Source organism: Clostridium sp. Marseille-QA1073, assembly GCF_054863625.1.
Genome location: NZ_JBSVQM010000011.1, coordinates 11,896 through 36,619 on the forward strand (window position 1 = coordinate 11,896; position 24,724 = coordinate 36,619).

The 24,724-nt window shown below is 29.4% G+C and carries 24 protein-coding genes, 2 tRNA genes and 2 rRNA genes; 19 read left to right on the plus strand and 9 right to left on the minus strand.

Translation table 11 applies throughout. From position 1 onward, the window contains the following. The first annotated feature begins 77 nt into the window (after positions 1–77). The 5 genes from ACY1IQ_RS11360 (at position 78) to ACY1IQ_RS11380 (ending at position 4,832) form a co-directional block, all read left to right on the plus strand. A 23S ribosomal RNA gene (locus ACY1IQ_RS11360) occupies positions 78–2,983 on the plus strand. A gap of 182 nt (positions 2,984–3,165) precedes the next feature. Further along, positions 3,166–3,283, plus strand: a 5S ribosomal RNA gene (gene rrf / locus ACY1IQ_RS11365). Between the two features lie 34 nt (positions 3,284–3,317). Further along, a tRNA-Phe gene (locus ACY1IQ_RS11370) sits at positions 3,318–3,393 on the plus strand. Positions 3,394–3,400: 7 nt separating this feature from the next. After that, a tRNA-Cys gene (locus tag ACY1IQ_RS11375) sits at positions 3,401–3,474 on the plus strand. Between the two features lie 284 nt (positions 3,475–3,758). Continuing rightward, complete coding sequence (locus ACY1IQ_RS11380; protein WP_461614025.1) at positions 3,759–4,832, plus strand: DUF6709 family protein; 1,074 nt, start codon at positions 3,759–3,761, stop codon at positions 4,830–4,832. Between the two features lie 102 nt (positions 4,833–4,934). Here the strand turns inward: ACY1IQ_RS11380 and ACY1IQ_RS11385 are convergent, their stop codons facing one another. Next, positions 4,935–5,735 (minus strand): aminoglycoside adenylyltransferase domain-containing protein, encoded by an 801-nt coding sequence (locus ACY1IQ_RS11385; protein WP_461614026.1) that lies wholly within the window; start codon positions 5,733–5,735, stop codon positions 4,935–4,937. Between the two features lie 463 nt (positions 5,736–6,198). Between ACY1IQ_RS11385 and ACY1IQ_RS11390 the strand changes: the two genes are divergently transcribed. Then, on the plus strand, positions 6,199–6,450 hold the full coding sequence (locus tag ACY1IQ_RS11390) for a hypothetical protein (protein WP_461614027.1): 252 nt from the start codon (positions 6,199–6,201) through the stop codon (positions 6,448–6,450). A gap of 128 nt (positions 6,451–6,578) precedes the next feature. Here ACY1IQ_RS11390 and ACY1IQ_RS11395 read toward each other — a convergent pair whose 3' ends face one another. Both ACY1IQ_RS11395 and ACY1IQ_RS11400 read right to left on the minus strand, forming a co-directional pair. After that, positions 6,579–6,764, minus strand: a complete 186-nt coding sequence (locus ACY1IQ_RS11395; RefSeq protein WP_461614028.1) for a hypothetical protein — start codon at positions 6,762–6,764, stop codon at positions 6,579–6,581. A 239-nt stretch (positions 6,765–7,003) separates the two neighbouring features. After that, positions 7,004–7,207 (minus strand): hypothetical protein, encoded by a 204-nt coding sequence (locus tag ACY1IQ_RS11400; RefSeq protein ID WP_461614029.1) that lies wholly within the window; start codon positions 7,205–7,207, stop codon positions 7,004–7,006. A 531-nt stretch (positions 7,208–7,738) separates the two neighbouring features. On the opposite strand from ACY1IQ_RS11400, the gene ACY1IQ_RS11405 reads away from it, so the two are divergent. Next, positions 7,739–8,248 carry a hypothetical protein gene (locus ACY1IQ_RS11405; protein WP_461614030.1) on the plus strand — a complete coding sequence of 170 codons (510 nt, stop codon included), beginning with the start codon at positions 7,739–7,741 and terminating at the stop codon, positions 8,246–8,248. A gap of 82 nt (positions 8,249–8,330) precedes the next feature. Here ACY1IQ_RS11405 and ACY1IQ_RS11410 read toward each other — a convergent pair whose 3' ends face one another. After that, the gene (locus ACY1IQ_RS11410; RefSeq protein ID WP_461614031.1) at positions 8,331–9,476 is read right to left on the minus strand and encodes a zinc-binding metallopeptidase family protein; all 1,146 of its coding nucleotides are present in this window, start codon (positions 9,474–9,476) and stop codon (positions 8,331–8,333) included. Between the two features lie 307 nt (positions 9,477–9,783). Between ACY1IQ_RS11410 and ACY1IQ_RS11415 the strand changes: the two genes are divergently transcribed. The 7 genes from ACY1IQ_RS11415 (at position 9,784) to ACY1IQ_RS11445 (ending at position 14,650) form a co-directional block, all read left to right on the plus strand. After that, positions 9,784–9,996 (plus strand): sigma factor G inhibitor Gin, encoded by a 213-nt coding sequence (locus ACY1IQ_RS11415; RefSeq protein WP_461614122.1) that lies wholly within the window; start codon positions 9,784–9,786, stop codon positions 9,994–9,996. Next, on the plus strand, positions 9,975–11,393 hold the full coding sequence (locus ACY1IQ_RS11420) for an aminotransferase class I/II-fold pyridoxal phosphate-dependent enzyme (RefSeq protein WP_461614032.1): 1,419 nt from the start codon (positions 9,975–9,977) through the stop codon (positions 11,391–11,393). Before ACY1IQ_RS11415 ends, ACY1IQ_RS11420 begins: the two co-directional genes overlap by 22 nt. 25 nt (positions 11,394–11,418) lie before the next feature. Further along, on the plus strand, positions 11,419–12,039 hold the full coding sequence (gene tmk, locus ACY1IQ_RS11425; protein WP_461614033.1) for a dTMP kinase: 621 nt from the start codon (positions 11,419–11,421) through the stop codon (positions 12,037–12,039). 96 nt (positions 12,040–12,135) lie between these two features. Further along, positions 12,136–12,465, plus strand: a complete 330-nt coding sequence (locus tag ACY1IQ_RS11430) for a cyclic-di-AMP receptor (protein WP_039634945.1) — start codon at positions 12,136–12,138, stop codon at positions 12,463–12,465. 116 nt (positions 12,466–12,581) lie between these two features. Continuing rightward, entirely contained in the window at positions 12,582–13,526 is a 945-nt protein-coding gene (locus tag ACY1IQ_RS11435; protein WP_461614034.1) for a DNA polymerase III subunit delta', read from the plus strand. A gap of 1 nt (position 13,527) precedes the next feature. Further along, positions 13,528–14,436, plus strand: a complete 909-nt coding sequence (locus ACY1IQ_RS11440) for a PSP1 domain-containing protein (RefSeq protein ID WP_461614035.1) — start codon at positions 13,528–13,530, stop codon at positions 14,434–14,436. Positions 14,437–14,446: 10 nt separating this feature from the next. Then, on the plus strand, positions 14,447–14,650 hold the full coding sequence (locus ACY1IQ_RS11445; RefSeq protein ID WP_039634950.1) for a ferredoxin: 204 nt from the start codon (positions 14,447–14,449) through the stop codon (positions 14,648–14,650). Between the two features lie 85 nt (positions 14,651–14,735). On the opposite strand, the gene ACY1IQ_RS11450 is transcribed toward ACY1IQ_RS11445, so the two are convergent. After that, positions 14,736–16,028, minus strand: a complete 1,293-nt coding sequence (locus tag ACY1IQ_RS11450; protein ID WP_461614036.1) for an NCS2 family permease — start codon at positions 16,026–16,028, stop codon at positions 14,736–14,738. A 269-nt stretch (positions 16,029–16,297) separates the two neighbouring features. Here ACY1IQ_RS11450 and ACY1IQ_RS11455 point away from each other — a divergent pair, with 269 nt between their 5' ends. Continuing rightward, positions 16,298–16,555, plus strand: coding sequence for a YkuS family protein (locus tag ACY1IQ_RS11455; RefSeq protein WP_461614037.1), 258 nt, complete (start codon positions 16,298–16,300; stop codon positions 16,553–16,555). A 274-nt stretch (positions 16,556–16,829) separates the two neighbouring features. Then, positions 16,830–17,732: a LysM peptidoglycan-binding domain-containing protein gene (locus ACY1IQ_RS11460; protein ID WP_461614038.1), complete on the plus strand. Its 903-nt coding sequence runs from the start codon at positions 16,830–16,832 to the stop codon at positions 17,730–17,732. A 70-nt stretch (positions 17,733–17,802) separates the two neighbouring features. Here the strand turns inward: ACY1IQ_RS11460 and ACY1IQ_RS11465 are convergent, their stop codons facing one another. From ACY1IQ_RS11465 to ACY1IQ_RS11475, 3 genes are read right to left on the minus strand one after another with little or no spacing between them, the layout of a single operon-like run. Further along, positions 17,803–18,462, minus strand: a complete 660-nt coding sequence (locus ACY1IQ_RS11465; protein ID WP_461614039.1) for a PIN domain-containing protein — start codon at positions 18,460–18,462, stop codon at positions 17,803–17,805. A gap of 59 nt (positions 18,463–18,521) precedes the next feature. Beyond that, on the minus strand, positions 18,522–19,223 hold the full coding sequence (locus ACY1IQ_RS11470; protein ID WP_461614040.1) for an LrgB family protein: 702 nt from the start codon (positions 19,221–19,223) through the stop codon (positions 18,522–18,524). Next, positions 19,220–19,606 carry a CidA/LrgA family protein gene (locus ACY1IQ_RS11475; protein WP_461614041.1) on the minus strand — a complete coding sequence of 129 codons (387 nt, stop codon included), beginning with the start codon at positions 19,604–19,606 and terminating at the stop codon, positions 19,220–19,222. Before ACY1IQ_RS11475 ends, ACY1IQ_RS11470 begins: the two co-directional genes overlap by 4 nt. 736 nt (positions 19,607–20,342) lie before the next feature. On the opposite strand from ACY1IQ_RS11475, the gene ACY1IQ_RS11480 reads away from it, so the two are divergent. The 3 genes from ACY1IQ_RS11480 to ACY1IQ_RS11490 all read left to right on the plus strand — a co-directional run bounded on the left by ACY1IQ_RS11480 (position 20,343) and on the right by ACY1IQ_RS11490 (position 23,310). Further along, positions 20,343–21,089, plus strand: coding sequence for a tRNA1(Val) (adenine(37)-N6)-methyltransferase (locus tag ACY1IQ_RS11480; RefSeq protein WP_461614042.1), 747 nt, complete (start codon positions 20,343–20,345; stop codon positions 21,087–21,089). A gap of 21 nt (positions 21,090–21,110) precedes the next feature. Further along, positions 21,111–21,953 carry a 16S rRNA (cytidine(1402)-2'-O)-methyltransferase gene (rsmI, locus tag ACY1IQ_RS11485; protein ID WP_461614043.1) on the plus strand — a complete coding sequence of 281 codons (843 nt, stop codon included), beginning with the start codon at positions 21,111–21,113 and terminating at the stop codon, positions 21,951–21,953. Between the two features lie 178 nt (positions 21,954–22,131). After that, positions 22,132–23,310, plus strand: a complete 1,179-nt coding sequence (locus ACY1IQ_RS11490) for a C40 family peptidase (RefSeq protein WP_461614044.1) — start codon at positions 22,132–22,134, stop codon at positions 23,308–23,310. A 429-nt stretch (positions 23,311–23,739) separates the two neighbouring features. On the opposite strand, the gene ACY1IQ_RS11495 is transcribed toward ACY1IQ_RS11490, so the two are convergent. Further along, on the minus strand, positions 23,740–23,982 hold the full coding sequence (locus ACY1IQ_RS11495) for an AbrB/MazE/SpoVT family DNA-binding domain-containing protein (RefSeq protein WP_039634971.1): 243 nt from the start codon (positions 23,980–23,982) through the stop codon (positions 23,740–23,742). Between the last annotated feature and the right edge of the window lie 742 nt (positions 23,983–24,724).

Genomic DNA, 24,724 nt, shown 5'->3' on the forward strand with positions numbered 1-24,724 from the left:
GAGTTTACTAATGTAAATGAGCACCGCAGTGACTGAAGTTGACGAAGTAATACAAAGTTTATATTGATTTTTAGATAGGTCAAGCTACAAAGGGCGCAGGGTGAATGCCTTGGCACTAGGAGCCGAAGAAGGACGTGATAAGCTGCGATAAGCTTTGGGTAGACGCAAATAGTCTGTGATCCAAAGATTTCCGAATGGGGAAACCTACATGGCTACGCCATGTACTATATGCTGAATACATAGGTATATAGAGGTAAACCCGGGGAACTGAAACATCTAAGTACCCGGAGGAAGAGAAAGAAAAATCGATTTCCTAAGTAGCGGCGAGCGAAAGGGAAAGAGCCCAAACCTAAGCCTTTGGCTTGGGGGTTGAGGACAGAACATAAAAGAGGTGGCTATTGTAACTGAAGATAGCTGGAAAGCTACTCCGTAGAAGGTAATAGACCTGTAAGTGAAACGAGAAGACCTTAAGTTCTGATCCAGAGTACCACGAGACACGTGAAACCTTGTGGGAAGCAGGGAGGACCACCTCCCAAGGCTAAATACTACCTAGTGACCGATAGTGGAGAAGTACCGTGAGGGAAAGGTGAAAAGAACCCCGGGAGGGGAGTGAAATAGAACCTGAAACCCTGTGCCTACAACCGATCGAAGCACTTTATATGTGTGACGATGTGCTTTTTGTAGAACGAGCCAACGAGTTACGATATGTAGCAAGGTTAAGTACTTAAGGTACGGAGCCGAAGGGAAACCGAGTCTGAATAGGGCGCAAAGTTGCATGTCGTAGACCCGAAACCGGGTGACCTATCCATGGCCAGGTTGAAGCGAGAGTAAAATCTCGTGGAGGACCGAACCACGTTGGTGTTGAAAAACCATGGGATGAGCTGTGGATAGCGGAGAAATTCCAATCGAACTCGGAGATAGCTGGTTCTCCTCGAAATAGCTTTAGGGCTAGCGTCGATTAATTGAGTAATGGAGGTAGAGCACTGAATAGGCTAGGGGGCATATCGCTTACCGAACCTTATCAAACTCCGAATGCCATATACTTTTATTTCGGCAGTCAGACTGCGAATGATAAGATCCGTAGTCAAAAGGGAAACAGCCCAGACCATCAGCTAAGGTCCCAAAGTGTAAGTTAAGTGGTAAAGGATGTGGGATTTCTAAGACAACTAGGATGTTGGCTTAGAAGCAGCCACTCATTCAAAGAGTGCGTAATAGCTCACTAGTCAAGAGATCCTGCGCCGAAGATGTCCGGGGCTAAAACTTACCACCGAAGCTATGGGTGTACACTACGTGTACGCGGTAGAGGAGCTTTCTGCATTGGCTGAAGTCGTACCGGAAGGAGCGGTGGACGATGCAGAAGTGAGAATGTTGGCATAAGTAGCGAGAGACAGGTGAGAATCCTGTCGGTCGAAAACCTAAGGTTTCCTGAGGAAGGCTCGTCCGCTCAGGGTTAGTCGGGACCTAAGCCGAGGCCGAAAGGCGTAGGTGATGGACAACAGGTTGATATTCCTGTACCACTAGCAGACGTTATTACAAATGGGGTGACGCAGGAGGATAAGATGTGCTAGCTATTGGATGCTAGTCTAAGCGTTTAGGTATGTAGGATAGGCAAATCCACCTACATTAGCTGAGGCGTGATGGGGAAGCCCTTTAGGGTGAAGTATCTGATTCCACGCTGCCAAGAAAAGCCTCTATGGAGGAAGCTAGTGCCCGTACCGCAAACCGACACAGGTAGGTGAGGAGAGAATCCTAAGACCATCGGAAGAATTGCTGTTAAGGAACTCGGCAAATTGACCCCGTAACTTCGGGAGAAGGGGTGCCTACGCAAGTAGGCCGCAGAGAATAGGCCCAAGCAACTGTTTAGCAAAAACACAGGTCTCTGCTAAAGCGAAAGCTGATGTATAGGGGCTGACGCCTGCCCGGTGCTGGAAGGTTAAGGGGATTGCTTAGTGCAAACGAAGGCATGAACTTAAGCCCCAGTAAACGGCGGCCGTAACTATAACGGTCCTAAGGTAGCGAAATTCCTTGTCGGGTAAGTTCCGACCCGCACGAATGGCGTAATGATTTGGGCACTGTCTCAACAGCAAATCCGGCGAAATTGTAGTGCAAGTGAAGATGCTTGCTACCCGCGATTGGACGGAAAGACCCCGTAGAGCTTTACTGCAATTTAGCATTGAGTTTCGGTACTATCTGTACAGGATAGGTGGGAGACTTGGAAGCAAGGGCGTCAGCCTTTGTGGAGTCATCCTTGGGATACCACCCTGATAGTACTGGAATTCTAACCGGAGGCCTTGAATCAGGTCACGGGACATTGTTAGGTGGGCAGTTTGACTGGGGCGGTCGCCTCCAAAAAAGTAACGGAGGCGCCCAAAGGTTCCCTCAGAACGGTCGGAAATCGTTCGAAGAGTGCAAAGGCAGAAGGGAGCCTGACTGCGACACAGACAAGTGGAGCAGGGACGAAAGTCGGGCTTAGTGATCCGGTGGTTCCTCGTGGGAGGGCCATCGCTCAACGGATAAAAGCTACCTCGGGGATAACAGGCTGATCTCCCCCAAGAGTCCACATCGACGGGGAGGTTTGGCACCTCGATGTCGGCTCGTCGCATCCTGGGGCTGAAGTAGGTCCCAAGGGTTGGGCTGTTCGCCCATTAAAGCGGCACGCGAGCTGGGTTCAGAACGTCGTGAGACAGTTCGGTCCCTATCCGTCGCGGGCGTAGGAAATTTGAAGGGAGCTGTCCTTAGTACGAGAGGACCGGGATGGACAGACCTCTGGTGCACCAGTTGTCACGCCAGTGGCACAGCTGGGTAGCTATGTCTGGAAGGGATAAACGCTGAAAGCATCTAAGCGTGAAGCCCCCCCTAAGATGAGATTTCCCATAACATAAGTTAGTAAGACTCCTGGAAGAACACCAGGTTGATAGGTGAGAGGTGTAAGCATGGCAACATGTTCAGCTGACTCATACTAATAAGTCGAGGGCTTGACCTAATTAATTTCACTGTGCAATTTTCAGAGAATAATTTCTTTGAAGCTTATATAAATTTTTAAAATTTGATAGAAACGAGTAATACAAGGAAACAAATGAGTGAGGAGCGGAGTTTACTAATGGTAAACGAGCACCGCAGCGAATGCAGTTGACGAAGTAGTACGACGTTTATAGCAAATTTAGATCTGGTGATGATGGTCCTAAGGGTAACACCCCTTTCCATTCCGAACAGGCAGGTTAAGCCTTAGGACGCCGAGAGTACTGCACGGGAGACTGTGTGGGAGGGTAGGTTGTTGCCAGGTAGTGCTAACTAAGTTTTACTTAGTTTAGCAATATGGCTCGATAGCTCAGTCGGTAGAGCAGAGGACTGAAAATCCTCGTGTCGCTGGTTCGATTCCTGCTCGAGCCACCAAAGCTTTGGCGCCATGGCCAAGTGGTAAGGCAGAGGCCTGCAAAGCCTTTATCCCCAGTTCAAATCTGGGTGGCGCCTCCAAGTTAGAAAGCTTGCAAATGTATATTTGTAAGCTTTTTTTGTCTTTAAAAATCATAATTATAAATAAATTAAACTTTTGTAATTAATTAAATTATTAAGATAATTATTTTTAATATCAAACATTAAGTTTCAAATTAATATGTCGATATATTGTATGGGTATAGGAGTTTTTATACTATGTTTATATTAAAGCTTATACTTAACAAAATATCAGACATTAGTAAAAAATTTTAATTTGATTCTTTTTATATTATTTTATAAATCAAAGGGGGAAAGATTATAAAATGGAGAATAATTTTCTCAAAAAATCAATAAGAAAAACAAGTATTATTAGTGGACTAATGCTTATTTTAATAATTAGCATTATTATATTAGCATTATTTGAGGCGAAAGGTAAAATTCCATCTATTTTAGGAAAACCAGAAGAAATCAATACTGTAGAAGAGCTTGAAAAATATAATAAGACTGGAGAGGGTTATGCAACTTTAAATATAGAGTATATGGCAGATTCAGGTTATTATATTGCTGAAGATGGAGGAAAGGGAACAATAACAGAGAATGTATATATTGCAATTATTGAGGATAAATTTGTTACAGTAGCTTTACCTGCTAAAGTATCTTCAAAGAATCCAAGTGAAATGGAAAACGTTTCATTTGTAGTTAAAAGGTTTGATGGATTGGAGAATGCTAGTAAAGTTCAATTACTTAGTGAAATAAAGAAAGAAATTGCAGAAGGATTTGGAGTATCTATACAAGATGTAAATGATGGATTTATAGATGTTATGCTTGAAGATTCAAAAACGGATAGATTACTAGAAAAAATATTTTATATAGGTGTATTTATTGGATTAATATTTTTAATTATGCTTGTTATAAAGAAAGTAATTGCCATAACAAATTATAGAAGTAGTAAAGTTATTAAAAGATTAAGCAAATATGGAAATACAGATTATATAGAAAACCAAATAAATCAAGAAATTAATTATCCAGAGTATGTTAATAGAAGAATAACTATTACAAATAATTGGATAATAGATAAAACACCTTTTAGTGTAAAATTTATGCCTATAGAAAATTTAGTATGGGTATATAATGTGAGAACTAAACACTATCAAAATGGAATTAGAACAGGTACATCATTTTCGGTAATGTGCTACTCTGATAAGAATGAAAAGCTTCCATTAAATGTAGGCTGGAAAAAGGATGAAGAAAAGGCAATAGAGATTATAGAATTACTTTCACAGAAAGCTCCATGGGCTATATATGGTTATAGTGATGAAATAAAGAAGAACTTTAAGAAAAATCCACAAAAAGTTATTGAAGAAGTAAGAAATATAAAAATGGAAAATTCATTGTAAAATAACTTCTAATAAAGATTTTTAGAAATATAAAGATAAAAGGATTAATTAGATTAAACTATTTAATCCTTTTTTTATTTATTGTTTCAAAATGCAAGATATTTAAGACTTTATTATATAATTTTTATTACAATAATTAATTATATGATAAATAAATCTTTTAGCTTCTTTTGCTCTTTTAATTTTTGATATATATAGAGAATTCTTAGAAGTATTTTCCCTTATGCGAATGGCTTCTTCAATTATCAATCTCCAGTTGGAAGGTAAAAATTCAATTGAAAATTTAGCTCCTTCAACTTTTGAGGTTATTTTTTTATTTTCAAGAGTAAATAAAATTCTACATAGAGTTAATATAGAAAATTCTATCCAATTATCAAATAAGAAAACTATGGTTTTATTTAACTTATCTTTCCAATAGATATTTAAATTGTAATCCATTGTATCTAATACATTATTCCATTCAACTTCAAAATTAAGGTTACAAGCTTTAGGACTGTTTATTTCTACGCCATAATGCTTTAATACCCACCATGTAACATAATTAATATCATAATATCCGCTAGCAGTGAGCTTACCATCAGCAAAATAAGGGTAAGGCGTAATTTGTGAATTACTTTTACCTAAATCATTTACTTGAATGTACATTCCCTCCATCTTCTTTCCGTAAGGACTTTCTATGTTAAGACTTTTATGTATTGAAGATAATAATTCTAATTCTTGTTTTGATAAAGGGGTTTTGAGCACAGTTATAAAATCTATATCACTTTTATTCTCATCAAATTTACCTAATGCCAGTGAATTATAAACATAAACTCCAAAGATTTTATCTTCAAAGGCACTATTAATAGATGAATAATAATCATCTAAAAGCTTTGCTATCATGTCAGGAATTTCATTTTTCATAGCTTTACCTCATTAAATTTATTATCTATATAAACATTATACTTAAATCTTTCTAATTTGTATGTGACATTTATAAAGCTATTATTAAACTAATAGTTATAAATAAAAAAATAAGTTATTTCATTAATAAGAGAAACTTTTTAGTGAAAATAAGATTGATAGAATTATTAAGATTTAAAAAAAATTTTATGAAGAAATAGAAGAAATATATGAAGATAATGGATCAAGAAATAATTTTTATATTTATCTAGATAAAATTTATGCAGTTTATAATAGTATAAAATGTGTTGGATATTATGAGGATATACATATTATATCTTATAATACGGTTTCCATAAATAATAAAAGTTTTGTAAGAGATAGATTAACTATGCTTTTTGATAAGTTATAGTAGAAAATATCTAATGAGGCACGAGGGAGAGTCTTTATAGAATGGAAAGAGTATCTATATATTAGAAATGTTATGGATAATAAAAAAATTTTTAATTATAGTAATGAAATTACTTGTCCTATAGCTAGAGTTTCTGCTAATTTTTTAATAATTAATTATGGAATAGAAAAATTTAAAAGTTTTTGTTTAGATTATGGCTATGCAATAGAAATTTTAGAAAGGGATTATAGATGCTCTTTAGAGAGGTTACAAGGCTTATTTTATAAGTCTGTGGAAAATATAATAGTGTTATATATTAACACGTTAACAATAGGAAAAACTTAAACTTTTATAAATACCTTAATAGATTAAAAAATCCAGAGAATAAAAAACTCTGGATTTAACTTTAAACATTTTTTGTGCAATTATAAGATATGCAATAAAATTTGATTCTTTTTATCATAATTATTGTATTATAACAAAGAAATCAGTATTTCATCGTATTGTAAATTATTATATATATTTCTTAATTCTATTAGCGTATTATCATTTACTTCATACCATGTGCCATTAACTTTTACTAAATTATCTGCAAATATTAGGGAACAATTTAGTTCTCCCTTTACTTCTATTAAAAGTAATGGTTCAGTTGTATTCACTTGTTTTGTGGTATTATAATCAAGTGTATTTAAAAAGTTTATAATTTCCTCCAGGTCCTTTTTTTAGTTACCTTTTTCATTTTAGGAGGAAAATAAAGCAACTTTATAGTGATATTATCAACATATTTTAGTGAAATAGATTTTGGATTGTAATTACATGATATAGCACATATGTCTAATACTATTAATAATATTATTAAGAATCTTTTCATAGTAAACTACCCACTTTTTTATAAAAATTAACGTTTATATTTTTTTACAGTAACTACAACTATTAATATTGGCATTGCAATTATTAATAAGAATATAAGTATTTTAGCAATTGATTTTAATAATATAAGACCTACTATTACTGAAAGTACGATTAAAAATGCCTTTTCAAGAAAGTCAGAATCTCGTTTGCGACATTTTTTATGGTTGCAACATCTTCCTCTAGATCTCATAAAATTCCTCCTAAATATTCCTATATATAAATTATGCGAAATATTTATATAAATGACATTATATCTTTAAATAGAAATTACAAAATATAAAATAACTAATTTAAATGTCATCAAATGTCTAAAAAAAATTAAAAATTAATTAAACTTTTGATATCAATTTTAGATGATATAAATATTATATATCTGTAAGGTAAAATTGAGGAAGTGATTATAATATGAGGTTATAGTAAGCTGAATGATTAATTTTAGCAAAAGTATAGAAGATAAAATGAAAAATTCATTATTTAGCTTCTAATCCTAAAATTTTTAATTTAGAGAATATTTGCATTTAAAAGTATGGACAATATAACACAAGATAAATGATGCTATATAATAATAGTTTGCAATAAACTCTATTAAAGAGGAAATTTAACTATTAGTAAGCTTTAAAAGGCTTTAGTTCAAGTGGATTATTTCCATAAAGCCTAGTATAATACTCTAGGACAAGATAACAAAGAATTTTTAAGGTATAAGAATTAGGAGGATTTAGTGATGGGGACTATGTATAAGGAAATTATATATAGAAAAAAATTACCAGTACTATTATTTTTATTTAGTATAATTCTGATTTTCATATTATTATCAGATTTTATAAATAGTTTGATAGGAAATATGAGATTTGTTTGTAATATATTCTTTTTACTTTTAACTATAGTATGTTGTATTTTTGAAGCTTATAAGTGCAGTATTAAATACAAGTATTCTATAATAGCTGATCAACTCATTATTCATAGAATAAGGGGAGATATTCAATGCTTGGTAGAAGATATAAAGATAAAAGATATAGAGTATATAGGTCAATGCTCTCAAGGAAGTAAATTTTTTAGAGTTATAAGTCCTAAAAGATATATTTGTTCAATTTTTAAATTAAATAAATATTGTTGTGTTTATAAGATGAATGGTAAAATTTCGAAATTCTATTTTGAACCTAGTAATGAATTGGTCCAAAAATTAAAAAATGTTAAAGAAAAAAATGCACTATGTTATGGACAATGTTTATAATAATTGATGTACTTAATATATTAGAGAGTAACAAAGGATAGCTATTAACTATCCTTTTTTTTTACTTTTTAACTTATAATAATTAACTATTATTTTTTAGATTTTTATGTAGTTCAATTGTTATTTCTTCTAATAAATCATTTCTTTCAATAAAATCTACAGCAGTTATTGCAAGAGCTTCTGCCGCTTTTATAATTCTTTCTTTACATAAAGAAGATAAAGTTGATTCTTTAAACTCTAGTGAAGGACAGTTAATATTCTGATTTTCAGTAATTGCTATAGAAGGATATATTGTAGGAGTAGTATGACTAATAGTTCCTATACCAAGAGAATATTCCGCAGTTTTAGGATCGCACACATTAATAATACCACATTCCTTTAAATTATTAGAAAATATTCTAGACAATATAGTATTACTTACAAGTTCTTTTGAAGGAAGTTCATAAAGAGCTACTTCATATTTAACATTTAAAATAGTTTCTAATGTTTTAAGGTAGTTTCTAATTTTATGTTCTATTTCTTCCGCATCTTTTATATTAGGAGATTTTATATTAAATTTGAACATTTCCTTAACTTTTTTACCATGAATTTTATTATTTATGTCTATACATAAATTATCTATATAACATTTATCGCAGGATGATTTAACTAATTCATTTATAGCACTAAGATTAAAAATAGAATAATCTAAAGAATTATTATATGGAGTATTTAATATATACTCTATTTTTAATGGAATAGATGCCATAGATGTACCACTTTCAGAGCCATAATTATCAACGTGAGGAGCTAAAATAATATCCATATCTTCAAATACATTTTCATGGGTCATTTTAATTTCACTACCATTAGAATAAAGACCTGGGCAGCCTATTATGACTATACTACCAGAAAGTTTGTCTATTGCTATTCTTGAAGCTATGGCAGTAGCCATTGAAATGGAAGCATTAGCATTATTTCCATAGATATGTCCATCTTTTTCATCAGCACTATATTTGCAAATAATGCAAATTTTAGGATGACCTTCTCCGTATTGTCCATAAAAAGCAGTTGGAATATTTAAAAAGTTATCTGTAATATTAAAATCATACTTTTTTAGCATATCTATTAAATATTTTGATGATTTATTTTCATAAAAAGGTTTTTCAGGATTATTATATAAAAACTCGCATAGGGAATAGATATCTTCTTTGATAGTTGATAAAAAACTTATTATATTTTGCTTCACTAAATATCTCTCCATTCAAATTAAAATGCATCATAGTTAGTATATCCAAGAAAAATTTATTTATTGGTATATTTTATATCTTAAAAAATTTTATAAGTCATTAAGAAACATCTTTAAATTATAATTATATTTTGTCACTTAATAGATTGAATTAAGTAGTGTATTGTTAAAATAGGTAGAAATATTAGGAAATATTTTAGCAGATAATTTTAGTGGACAAAATAAATAATCGATGATTGATGAATAAAATATAGTACAAGGGGCGATAATTGGGATATATTAAGCTTAGCAATTACAAGGGGGATTAATAATAAAAATGAAATGTATAATATGCGGAAAGCCTCTAAATAATGGTATAATAATATATGGTAGAGGTATTTGTATTAGCTGTGAGCACAGACTAATAAATTCAAATATTGAAACAGACTTCTACGAATTTTATAAAAGCTGTATTAGAAGAAATTTAATACAGTTCTTATTAAGAGGAGTGAATAATGAATGTCAAGATTACCACTTGTAGAGGGTCTCTTGAAGTATGTGAAGGAAAATAATATACCCTTTTCTATGCCTGGACATAAGGGGGGAAGGGGACTAAATTATACTAAAGAGGGCATTGAACTTCTTAATAATATTGTAAGTTGCGATATTACAGAAGTAGATGGATTAGATAATCTTCATAATCCTGATGGAATAATAAAGGAGTCATTAGAGCTTTTAAGTAATTTCTATAATAGCCAAAAGTCTTATTTTTTAATAAACGGAAGTACTAGTGGAAACTTAGCAATGATTTTTTCAAATTTTAATGAAGGTGATAAAATAATAGTAGAAAGAAACTGTCATCGTTCTATATATAATGGAATTATTATGAGGAAATTAAAGCCAATATATATTAAAAATAAGATGGATTATAAATATGATGCTCCTTTTTCCATAGATAAGGAGCATTTTTCCCGTATTATAAGAGAGCATAATGATGCTAAAGGAATAATTATAACTTATCCAAACTATTATGGAATATGTTGTGATTTATCTTACATTGTTAATGAAGCTAAAAAATATAATATGAAAGTTTTAGTGGATTCTGCTCATGGTGCTCATTTTAAAGCAAATGAAAAACTACCTAAAGATGCTTTAGAATTAGGATGTGATATGGTAGTTGAAAGTTCACATAAAACTATGCCAAGCTTTACCCAAACTGCTTTTCTTCATTTAAACCATGGGATAGATACGGAAAAAGTTGATTTTTACATTTCATCATTCTTAAGTACAAGTCCTTCCTACATGCTTATGGCATCTATGGATTATGGAAGATTCTTTTTAGAGACTTATGGAAGAGATGTATATGATAAGTTAATAGATTTATGTGAAGAGTATAGAATTAAAATAAATAAGTTAGAAAATTTTCATATTATAAGTAAAGAGGATCTATATTCAGATATAGACTTAGATAAAACAAGATATATAATTAATGTTAAAAGTGGATATAGTGGTCATAAACTTTTAGAGTATTTAAGGGAAGAAAAAATTCAGTGTGAGTTAAGTGATGCAAGAAATGTAGTAGCTATATTTTCACCATTTAATGATAGAAGGGATTTTGAAGCCCTATATAGAGCTTTAGACAAGTGTAATATAGAAAAGTTAAGAGAGAATAGAATAGAGGCTCTGGAGCAGGAAATACCCGAAATAAGGCTACTTCCATATGAAGTTATGGAAAAGAAAAAAGTTAAAATTAATATAAATTCTTCTTTAAATAAAATTTGTGGCACTTCAATCGTTCCTTATCCACCAGGAATTCCATTGGTAATGCCGGGTGAGATTATAAATAAAGATATTATAAAATCTATTAATTATTACATTGAAAATCATGTTACAATACTAGGAGTAGAAGAGAATAAGATTAGTATAGTAGAGGAATAGATATTTTAAATTTAGGGAGGAACCTATGAAAAAAGGGTTATTAATAGCATTAGAAGGACCAGATGGCGGCGGAAAAAGTACTCAAATAAAAATGCTTTGTGATTATTTAGAAAATAAGAATCATGAAGTTTTATTAACTCGTGAACCAGGAGGAACATCAATAAGTGAAAAAATACGTCAAATTATATTAGATAACTCAAATTCAGAAATGTGTGATATGTGTGAAGCACTATTGTATGCTTCATCTAGAGCACAGCTTGCAGAGGAGATCTTAAAACCAGCTCTTGAGAGAGGATGTATAGTACTTTCAGATAGATTTGTATATTCATCTATTGTATATCAAGGTATAGGTAGAGGACTTGGTATCGATAGAATTAAGTATATAAATGACGCTGCACTTAATGGAGTAAAAGCAGACTTAACTATAATGATTAATGTATCTTATGAAGAGGGACTAAAGAGAAAATCCAGCCAAAGAGATTTAGATAGACTTGAAAATAGTGGCAACAATTTTCATAAGAAGGTTTATGAAGGATATCAATATATTGCAACTAATATGGATAATATAATAGTTATTGATGGAAATAGAAGTTTGCAAGAGGTTCATGAAGATATTGTAAGAGAAGTAGAAAAATTTATAGGTTAATAAAAAATATATTCAAAAATATTTAAAGAATATGATAGAATATTTATAATATATAAATAATAAAGTTTATATATTAAGATTTAAGGAGGGATTGTTATGAAACTAGTTATTGCAATAGTACAAGATGATGACGCAGGTGATTTAATAGACGTTATAACTGAGAATGGATTCAGAGTAACAAAACTTGCTACTACAGGAGGATTTTTAAAATCAGGAAATACTACATTAATGATTGGTGTTGAAGATGATAAAGTTGATACTGTTCTAGCATTAATAGAAGATATATGCAAGGTTAGAAAGCAAATAGTTTCATCGCCTTCACCAGTAGCAGGTTCAACAGGCGTGTATGTACCTTATCCTGTAGAAGTAGATATTGGGGGAGCTACTATATTTGTAGTAGACGTAGACAAATTTTTAAGAGTATAATAATATAAACTTGAATTTAATAATGTGCAGTAAAATATAGTATTTTACTGCACATTATTTATAGATTTAATATAATATATAAACTTGTAAATTTGTAATATATTAGGAGGAATGTTGTGGGCTATAAGAATATAATAGGACACGAAGAAATAATTAAAACTTTTGATATTACAATAAATAATAATAGATTTTCTCATGCTCATATTTTCTTAGGAGAAGATGGTATTGGTAAGAGTGTTATTGCTAAGAATATAGCAATAAAGCTTATTGGAGAAAGTGAATATAAGGATTATGTTGATATCGTTCATTTTAGATTAGAAAAAAATAAAGCCTCTATAGGAGTAAATGCCGTAAGAGAGCTTATAGAAGAAATTAATAAAAAACCTTATCAATCAGAAAAAAAAGTTGTCATTATCCATGAAGGTCATAAAATGACTGTTCAAGCACAAAATGCGCTTCTAAAAACAATAGAAGAACCGCCTAAAAATGTTTTTGTTTTTATTTTATGTGAAAATATAGAAAATATATTGGATACTATTAAATCTAGATGTCAAATACATAAATTTAACACATTAAGTGAAGATGATATGCGTACATATTTACAAGTTAATTATCCTGAATTAAATGAGGACAATATAACATTATTGTTGTCTTTTAGTAATGGTATTCCAGGAAAAGCTGAATTTTTGATGAATAATGAAGAGTTTAGAGAATTAAGGAATAAAGCTATAAATATAATATTACTCTTAAGCAATATAAGAGAACTAGATATATTTAAGGAAGATGAATTTTTTATGAAGAACAGTAATATGTGGGAGGACATAATGGAAGTCTTTATTTCCTTTATAAGAGATACAATTATTTATAAGGAAGTTGGTTGTAAAGAACTAATTATAAATAAAGATAAACTTGAAGAAATAAAACAATGTGCAAATATGTTTTCATTCACTAAATTAAATGATATTATTAGTATAATAAATGAAACTAGAGAGAACATTGATAGAAATGTAAATAATTTGTTAGCTTTTGATGTTATGTTACTGAAGATGCAGGAGGTGTAACATGGTTACAGTAATTGGCGTTAGATTTAAGAAAGCTGGTAAGATATACTACTTTAATCCAAGTGGTTTAGATATAAAAAAAGGTGATTTTGTAGTAGTTGAAACTGCTAGGGGAGTGGAGTTTGGAGAATGCGTAATTGGAATCAAGAGCATTAGTGAAGAGGAAATAGTTTCTCCACTTAAAAATGTTATAAGAAAAGCAGAACCAGAAGATATAGAGAAAAATATTGAGAATAAGCAAAAAGAAAAAGAAGCCTATGATATATGTGTTGAAAAAATATCAAAGCATGGGCTAGATATGAAGCTTATAGATGTTGAATATACATTTGATAATAATAAAGTTATATTTTATTTTACAGCTGATGGTAGAGTAGATTTTAGAGAGCTGGTTAAGGATTTAGCTTCTATATTTAGAACTAGGATTGAGTTAAGACAAATAGGGGTTAGAGATGAAGCTAAGATGACAGGAGGACTTGGTCCTTGTGGAAGAACCTTATGTTGTTCTACGTTCTTAGGTGAATTTGTTCCTGTTTCAATTAAGATGGCTAAGGAACAGAATTTATCATTAAATCCTACAAAAATATCCGGTATATGTGGAAGACTTATGTGTTGCTTAAATTATGAACAAGATATATATGAAGAAATAAGAAAGAAACTTCCAAAGGTTGGATCAATAGTTAATACACCTTATGGTGAGGGTGAAGTAATTAGCAATAGCGTAATTAAAGAAAGTGTTAAAGTTAAGGTTCGGATAAAAGATGGAGAAGATGAATTAAAGGTTGTAAAAATTGAAGATTTAACATTGATTTCTGGTAGCTATGAGGATATTATTAACGATGTAGATATAAAAGAACTGGAAAGCGAAGTAGAAGATCCAGATATGATAAAAGAATTATTTAAGGAAAATTAGGAGGAAAAATATGAAATCAGTACTTAAAGTGTGCGATATGGTGACATCAAAAGATATTTCTAATGTTAGAAGTGCAATTTCAAATAATCAAGGGGTTTTAGCTTGTCAGATATTAACTGAAAGCAAGGAAATTGAAATTGTATATGATGACTACTTTATTAGTATTGATGATATTATTGAATCAATAGAGGACAAAGGATATACAGTACTGTAAAAAAGCGGCTTAGGCCGCTTTTTTTATTTATAGTATATAAAAATTTAAATTTTCATCTTTCAAAGAAGCGTGACAAAGTCACGCTTTAAATATTAATTCCATGTAGTATGAAGTAAGCAAAGAATAATAACGAAATAATGTACATGGAAATTGATAATTCTTTATGCTCTTTTTTAAAGAACTTCATCACCGGGTAAGCTATAAAACCAAAGGCTATACCATCAACTATACTGTAAGTTAAAGGTATTAGCACTATTGTTAAGAAAGCGGGAAATCCCTCTGTAAAATCTGAGAAATTAATATTTTCTACATTTTTTATCATTAATCCACCTATTATTATTAATATTGGTGAAATTGCTGCATTAGGTATTATTTTTATAAATGGTATAAATAATAGCGAAACAAGGAATAGTATACCAGTAATTAGTGAAGTAAGACCAGTTTTTCCACCAGCAGTTATACCAGCGGTACCCTCTACTGTTGACACAGAAGGACTTGTACCTAATAATCCACAACATAAAGTTGATAACGCAGTTGCTTTTAATGCAGGGTTAAACTTATTTTCAGATTTTAGCATTCCATTTATTTGACCATGTAACAATCCTATATTTTCAAAAACTAAAACTAGAGTTAATGAAAATGTAGCTATCCAAAAGGATAAAGTAAATATTTGACTAAAATCCATACTAAAAAACAATTTGTTATAGCTAGAAATATCAATACTACCAAGATTGATTCCGGTAAGGTCAATAATATTAAAACCAAAACAAATTAAAGTTCCAGCGATAATACTAATTAAAAATGCACCAGGAATATCTCTTAAAAATAAAAATAAGGCTATTGTTAAAGTTATTAAAAATGCTAAAACCTCTGGAGAATTTAAACTTCCTAATGCTACAAGGTTTTTTGCATCACTTATAATAAGCCCACTCTTTTGAAGGCCTATAAAAGTAATAAATAAACCTATACCTACTGTTATTGCTTCTTTTAGTGACTCTGGAATAGCTTTTGATATTATAGTAGATAATTTTGTAAATGCTACTATAGAAAACAACACTCCAGACATAACTACCGCAGCTAAAGCCTGCTCATAACTTAGTCCCATAGATTTAACTATAGTGTATGTGAATAATGCATTTACTCCCATGCCGGGCATTAATATTAATGGTGAATTACTTATAAATGCCATTAATAAACAACCAACTAATGAAGCTAAAACAGTAGCTACAATTTGTCCTTCTAAAGGCATTCCTGTATCACTTAAAATACTTGCGTTTACTACAATGATATACACTGCAGCAAAAAATGAGGTTAAACCTGCAGTAAATTCATTTTTAAAGCTTACTTGATGTTCTTTAAGGTTGAAAAATTTTTTCATCCTCTCTACCTTCTTTTTCTATATCCCTCACCCACCCTCATCTATAAAGATGCATTAAGATTATAACATAAAGTAAAAAATAATTGTTATATATTTTTTAGAAAAACTTTAACTCTTATTATAGCCATTAAAGGATAATTAGTTAACATAGCGGTCATTTTATATAATATTTAGCTATAGTTTTAACTACGATTTTATTTAAGATGGCTTAATTTGAATATACTTAGGAAAAAGGGTTAATACTAGGATTAGAAGGAGGCGAGTTGTTTATGAAAAAGGTTGCTGTTCAAAAGGGATTAAATCCAGTAAAAAGTTATTTAAATCAAGAAGGATATACAGTTAGAGAATTTGATAGAAACAAGAAAAATACAGAGAGTTTTTTAAATAAATTTGATGCTGTAATAGTAACTGGAGAAGAAGAGAATATGATGGGAATACAAAATGCATCAATTAATGCTCCAATAATTAATGCTGATGGTATGACCCCACAACAAGTAAAAGACCAATTAGAAAATCAATTTAAATAATAAATTTAATTTAAATGGGAAAAATCTAAAGGGATTTTTCCTTTATCATTTTAATTTTTAGGTATAAATCTATGATATAACTTTAATATTTAAGCAGAGTATATAATATTTTTACTTTGTTTAAAATGAAATATTTATCATGTTTTTAGCAAATTATATTAGTTTATAAATCTAATATAAAAAAATTATAAATAAATTTTATAAAAGTGAATAAAATTCAAATATCTGTTAATTATTTAGATAGAAATTAGAAATTAGTGAGGTGTATTACATTATGAAATTTAAAAAGGAAATAATTGCAGCTATAACCTGTGCTGTAGTTTTAGTAGGAATTTTTTTAACTGTTAGCTTTATAGGAAAAAAAGATGCTGCCTTATCCACTAATAAGGTAAATAATAAAGAGGTAACAGAAACTGAGAATGATAAGAAAAAGCAAGATGAAAATAAAGACAATGAAAGCCAAAAAACTAACAGCAAAGAGACAAAAGATAAAGAGAATAATGATAAAGAAAAGAAAGTAGAAACTAATAATCCTGAAGAAAAAAAAGAAAATGAAAAAAAAGTTAATAACAACAATGACAAACCACAAGAAGACAAAAATGAAAATGAAAATAAGCCTTCAGATAAAAACTCTAATTCAAGTTTAAATGAAGAAGAGGGAATAAAAGAAGGAATATATGTAATTCAGAAAAATGACACATTATACAGTATAGCTAATGCATACATGCCAAGTCATGATACTAGCTTAGTTATAGAAACTATAATGAAAAGAAATAATTTAAATAGTTCTAATAAAATAATCCAAGGACAAGAAATTATAATTCCTTATGAAGTTGCTTTAGAAACTAAAGCTACATCAGCTTCAACAGAAGATGACAAGAAAAAAGATAATTTAAAAGAAAATAACAAAAATACAGATGAAAAAAAGGAGCCTTCAAAAGAAACTGACAAAAAAGTAGATGAAAAAAACACAGATGAAAAAAAGGAAGATAATAAAGAAAAATTAAGTGGAAATAAATATGAAATTAAATCTGGTGATAATTTATATAGTATAGCTAAAGAAAAAATGCCTGAGATTTCATTAAAAGAAGCAGTTGAAAAAATTAAAGCTCTTAATGAAATTAAAGATGAAAATGCTATAAAAGCTGGAGAAGTAATATATATACCAGCTAAATAATTTACAATAGGTTATATTACTCCTAAAAATACAATAACCCTATAAGTCCGTTATTAGACTTATAGGGTTATTATATTTTTAATATACTTATACTACTACTTTCAGCATATAAAAAGTCACTATCTAAAGTTAGCAAATAATTAATACAATGACATTCTGCAGTTGCTAGTATAGTGGCATCATTCACAGAAATTAAATGTTTTACCATAAGTTCTTTAGCTTTTAATATACAATCTCTATTTATGTCTAAATAATTGAATTTTATAGTGTTTTCAAGCTGAGTATGCATATTGACAGCAGTTTTATAATATATGGCTAATAAATCTTTCTTCAAAACGTTTTTAGAAAGGTTATCGAAATACTTTTTATAAGGTATATCAACAAGTTTATCAGTTCTTTTTTCTTTAAGTGCTTTTCTATCATACTTATTAAAACTAGATATAATAGTTCGTATATTATTACGACTATTAAAAGGTGTATTCTTAATAGATTTAAATTGCATATCAAGCATAAAAACCTTATACATAATTTGATTTAATACCTCAGAAGAAATTACAGAGGTAACATACAAAATACATTTATTTAATAATAATTTTCTAAGGACTTCTATACATTCAGAATGCTTTATATCTTCGTCATAAACTAAAGATAAAAGAAAGGAGGCATCTAGCATTATTGAAGTGTTTTCATCGAATGTAACACTTTTAAAGGGATATAAAATCATTTCCATAAGATATACCTTCTTTAAACATAGTATATTTAAAGTTTATTAAGGTATATCTTTAGTTATTACATTAAGATGTTAAAAATCTTTAATATTATTGGACTTAGACATACAGTGATTAGCCCAGCAATTCCTATAGCTAGTCCACTCATTGCACCTTCTGTTTCACCTAGCTCTATTGCTTTTATTGTACCTACTGCATGAGAGGAAGTTCCTATTCCTATACCAATGGATAAACTATCCTTTATCTTAAATATTTTAAATACTAAAGGTGATATTATAGCACCAATTATTCCTGTTATAATTATTGCTGTTACTGTAATAGCAGGTATGCCTTGAAGTTGTTTTGAAATTTCCATACCTATAGGTGTAGTAATAGATTTAGGGATTAGTGAAAGAGCAATAGTATTATCTATGTTTAACAATTTACACAGAATAATAATAGAGATCATGCCTGCAAAACTACCAACAGTTATACCAATGATTATAGGCAATGCATTTTTTTTAAATAAATCAATTTTATTATAAAGTGGAAGTGCTAAAACTATGGTTGAAGGGGTTAAGAAGAAAGAAATTAACTTACCTCCACTATTATAGTCTTCTAGTGGAATTTTAAATATTACTAAGAATAATATTATAAATATCATGGATAATAGCAAGGGATTAAATAATGCTATTTTAGTTTTTTTACTAATGTACTGCGCCAATATATAAGATAATAATGAAATTAGTATAGCAAATAATGGTGTTGATAATAATTCCTTCATTTAATATTCACTTCCTCATATATATTCTTAGTTTTTTTCTTTTGTAAGGATGATACAAATTGTACTGTATAAGCTGTTACTAATAGTACTATTATTGTTGTTATTATACATACAAGCAATATTTTAAGTATGTTTCCTTTTAAAATATCAAAACACCCAAGCACTCCCACACTTGCAGGAATAAAGAAGAATGCTAAATTACTTAAAAAATAATTACATACTTCCTCTATAGCTTTAGGTTTAATTATTTTAGTCATTAAGGCTAAAAGTAATAAAAGCATACCCAATACATTCCCTGGTATAGGTAAATTAAGAAAACTACTTATAGCTTCACCAAGAAATGTAATAAGCAGTATGATAGATAGTTGCTTTAAAATCTTCATTTTATCACTCTCATTTCTCTAATTATTTAATTTTAAAGTTAGTTATGTTTTAAAATAAATATTGTGTTTATGAAATTTAGCATTTAAAACTTAGTTACTTTATAACTATTTTTATAGGATACTTAAATTTCAACAACATCTTTTTAAAACATTACTTAAAAATTTAAAGCAAGAAATTAAAAAAATTTATTTCCATTGTATATTTTAATACTTTTTGGCAAATATACTAATATAAGATTTAAGCAAAATATAAAACCCTAGAAGCAACATACAAGTATTATATTCTAGTTTATAGTGTTTATTTAGTAAGTATACACCTATATAAATTTGTTTGTTGCTTCTCCCCCTATAAAGAAAAATTATAACTTACTTTAAAATATAGATAGCTTAGAACCGAAAGGTTCTTTTTTATTTGGTAATATAAGTTATTTAGAACTTTAAACACAAATAAATTATAATTAATTGTTAAGCGGATAAGGGATAAGCTATAAATTTATCGTAATGAAATTTTTAACCTATTATTATATAATGTTTTCTGTATCTAATATTAAGGCATATTCAAAAATAACTAGTCATTATATTCGTCTATTTTGCCTCATTATGTATGTTAAAAATAACAGGATATATAATATCAGGAAAGTTGTTTTCTTGTCTTAAACAAGATATACTTGTTTTTTTGAATGGTTATTTTTCTATATGTCTAAGAGGTTACTTTGATTAAAAGTGAGGTTTAAATATGAAGTTTGTAAAAGATAATGAAACGTTAGATGATTTGCAATTAAAAGGCATTCATGTTATCCAAAAGAAAGAAGGTTTTAGATTTGGTGTGGATGCAGTACTTTTAGCAAATTTTTCTAAAGTTAAAAGAAATCAAAGAGTTATAGATTTATGTAGCGGAACAGGAATAATTCCTTTTATTTTATCAGGAAAGACAGAGTGTAATAGTATAATGGGAATAGAAATTCAAGAAGAATTTGTGGAGATGGCAAATCGATCAGTAGCTTATAATAAGCTTCAAGATAGAGTTAGCTTTGTAAATGGAGATTTAACAGATATAGAGCTTTTAAAAACTATTTCAAAGGCTGATGTAATAACAGTTAATCCACCATATAAGCTTCATAATTCAGGGATAATTAATATGAATGATAAAAATGCTATTGCTCGCCACGAAATATGCTGTAAATTAGAGGATGTTATAATAGCGTGTAGAATACTATTAAAGGATAATGGGAGAATGTTTATGGTCCACAGACCAGATAGGCTTATAGATATAGTAACGCTTATGAGAAAATATAAGATAGAACCTAAGAGGATAAGAATGGTTCACCCTTCTCCAGGAAAAGCACCTAATATAGTTTTAATAGAAGGACAAAGAGATGGTGGTGCCTTTTTAAAATGGGATGAACCACTAAATGTTCACACTGAAGATGGTGGATATAGCGAAGAAATAATAAAAATGTATAATTCTCAAGTTTTAAAATAATTATTGCAAAGGATGATTTAAATGAGTGGTAAATTATATCTAGTACCAACTCCTATAGGAAACTTAAAAGATATAACTTTAAGAGCATTAGAAGTATTAAAAATGGTGGATGTTGTGGCTTGTGAAGATACTCGCCAAAGTCTAAAGCTATTAAATCATTTTAATATAAAAAAGACCTTAATTAGTTATCATAAGCATAATGAAAACGAAAAAAGTGAAGATATAATTGAAATGTTAAAAGAAGATAAAAATATTGCAATTGTAAGCGATGCTGGCACACCGGGAATTTCAGATCCTGGGGAAGTAATAGTAAAAAAATGTATAGAAGAAAATATAGATTTTGAAGTGCTTACAGGTGCAACAGCTATTACTACAGCTCTTATTTACTCAGGATTAGATACAACTAAATTTATTTTTAGAGGATTTTTACCTAGAGAAAATAAGGATAGAAAACCTATTATTGATGATTTAGTGAATAGAACGGAAACCTTAATATTTTACGAGGCACCTCATAGAATACTAAATACATTAGAATTCTTATATGAAAATTTAGGAGATAGAAAGATTGCAATATGTAGAGAACTTACTAAGATGTATGAGGACATTATAAGGATGACTTTAGGTGAAGCTATAAAATACTATAAAGAAAATTCACCTAGAGGTGAATATGTTTTAGTTTTAGAAGGAAAAAGTTTAGAAGAATTGCAGGAAGAAGAGAGGTCTAAGTGGAATAACTTATCTGTAGAAGAACATATTAAAACTTATATAGAAGAGGGATTTAGTAAAAAAGATGCCATAAAAAAGGTTGCAAAAGATAGAGAAATGCCAAAATCTGAAGTTTATAAGTATTCCATTGATATATAAATATGTATATATTTTCTCAAAAATGTATATATATCAACTCAAATGGTATATTATAACACATATTTTATAGAAAAAGTAAAGCTTTTGTAACAAAATAAAAGAAATATTGGTTGAAACCTTGAGTTTGCCCTTTAAATGATGTTATAATTAAAAAGAAATTTTACTGGGAGGGATTGATGTGAATAAAAAAATTGTAGCAATTGCTATGGCAATGGCGATAGTGACTTCGAATATGGGTGTAATAGCTTATGCTAATCCATTTGATAGTCAGGTTAGTGAAAAAAATAATGAATATAAAAGTGCTCAAGAAAAAGTAGACGAAATAAATGCAAAGATTCAAAAATTAGATAATGAAATATCAAACTTAATTATTGAAATAGACGAAACAAATGGTAAAATAGCTAAAACTGAGGATGATATAGAAAATACTAAAGAAAATGTGAGACAAACAGAAGATAGCATGGTTGAAGAAGAAGATTTATTCAATCAAAGAATGAGAGCTATGTATATGAATGGAATGGATAGTTATGTTGAAGTTATCCTAAATTCAGAAGGAGTTTCAGATTTAGTTTCAAGAGTTGAAAATGTTAAAGAAATAATAAACTATGATAAAGAACTTATGACTGAATTAACAAATAAAAAAGTTGCATTAGAAAAGCAAAAAGCAGAACTAGAAGATAAAAAAGCTGAATTAGTGGCTCTTAAAGAACAAAATGACAATAAAAGAAAAGATTTAGAAGTTATGAAAGAAAGTCATAATAAAGAGTTTGAAGTGGCTAAAGCAGAAAAAGCTAAAGCAGAAGATGAGTTAAAAGCAGCACAAGGTAAACAAAGTGCATTTAATGATGAACAACAAAAAATAGCTGAAGAACAAAGAATAGCAGAAGAACAAAGAAGAGCAGAACAAGAAAGAATAGCGGCAGAACAAGAAGCAAATAATAGACCATCAAGAGGTGACGGTTATGATGAAGAACCGTCTGGTGGTGGAGCACCAGCAGGTAGTGCCAGTGGACAAGCTATTGTTGATTATGCTTATAGCTTTTTAGGTATAGACTATGTATGGGGTGGAAATGATCCATCAGGATTTGACTGCTCAGGATTAACTCAATATGTATATGCACATTTTGGTATAGATATTACAAGAACTACTTACACACAAATTGGACAAGGTTCCTATGTGTCAAGAGACCAATTAGCTCCTGGTGACTTAGTATTTTTTGGATATGGAAGCCCAGATCACGTTGGTATCTATGTTGGAGGAAATCAGTACTTACATGCACCACAAACAGGAGAAGTAGTTAAAGTATCTCCAATGACTAGAAGCGACTATATGACTGCAAGAAGAATAGTTCACTAATAGTCATTAGAGCTAGATATTGTTAATTTAAGCATTGAAAATAAATGAAGTTTATATAAATAGACCATTGATTTATTCGATGGTTTATTTTTTATAATTTTATTTATTTTAATTGTATCATTATAAAATATAGAGAAAGTTAAAAAAAGATTACAAAATATAAAAAGCTTATAATAACTTTTTATTAAAGTAGAAAATATATAAAATACAGAATTTTAACCAACCATTAATTTAATAAATAATTAATAGATAAAATAGTAGAGTGCAATATAAAAAAATAAAGTTGTATGGTGCTTAAATAAGCCTAATAGGCTGTAGATTTAACTTTATAGTTTAATATGTGTAAAAGGTTATCTACGTTTAAAAGTGTTTTAAAACATAATAAAAACGTTAGCAAATTTATGCTAACGCCTTTTATTATAAAAGTGATTATTCAGCTTTTAATGCTTCTAAACAGTTTTTACAAACGTTTTTAGATTTGTAGTTTATAACATCTCTAGCATCTCCACAGAAAATGCAAGCAGGTTCGTATTTTTTTAATATTATTTGCTCACCATCTACATATATCTCTAGAGCGTCCTTTTCACCTATATTTAATGTTCTTCTTAGCTCTACTGGGATAACGATCCTTCCAAGCTCATCTACTCTTCTTACAACACCAGTTGATTTCATAATGTATTTCCTCCTAACGCAAAAAAGTTTTTTTCGACAAAATATTATTTAAAATTATATATTCTTGGGTATTTAGCATAATTTCTTAAACCTATACTCTTATAAAGTTACAAAATTTCTACTAAATTCCATCTATAGTTAATATACTACCATATTATACAAATGTCAATATTATTTTTAATTTAAAATACAAAAATTTACACCAATGATAAACGTTGAAATCAAGCGATTCGCTGATAAATAGGGCGGTTGTACTTATAAATTTAACAATTATATTAATAAAAATATTTTGAGAAATAAATGTAACAATATGGTTATAGCATTAAACAATGTCGAATATTACAAGAAAACCTTATATATTATGGTTAAAAAAGTAATTAAGATGTATAATAATATATATATTTTTAAACTAAATACTTCTTAGAACAATTTATGGTATTATATGCTCTTTTATTAAAATCAAAATACATGACTAGTTTTATTTATTTCCAAAAATTTTCATATTTATTTTTAAATATTGGGGTACATGTATTTATATAGTAAAAAAATTAAGAATATAATATCATTTACGTAAATTTCCATAAATTACATAATAATTAATAAAAGTATACAAAAGGACACTAGATACAATAAAATGACGGATTTAATTCAATTATTTCCACAAAAATATAACAAGTTATACACAGGCTAATTGTTGATAATGTGGATAATTATATGCAAATATTCACAGTTATAAACAACA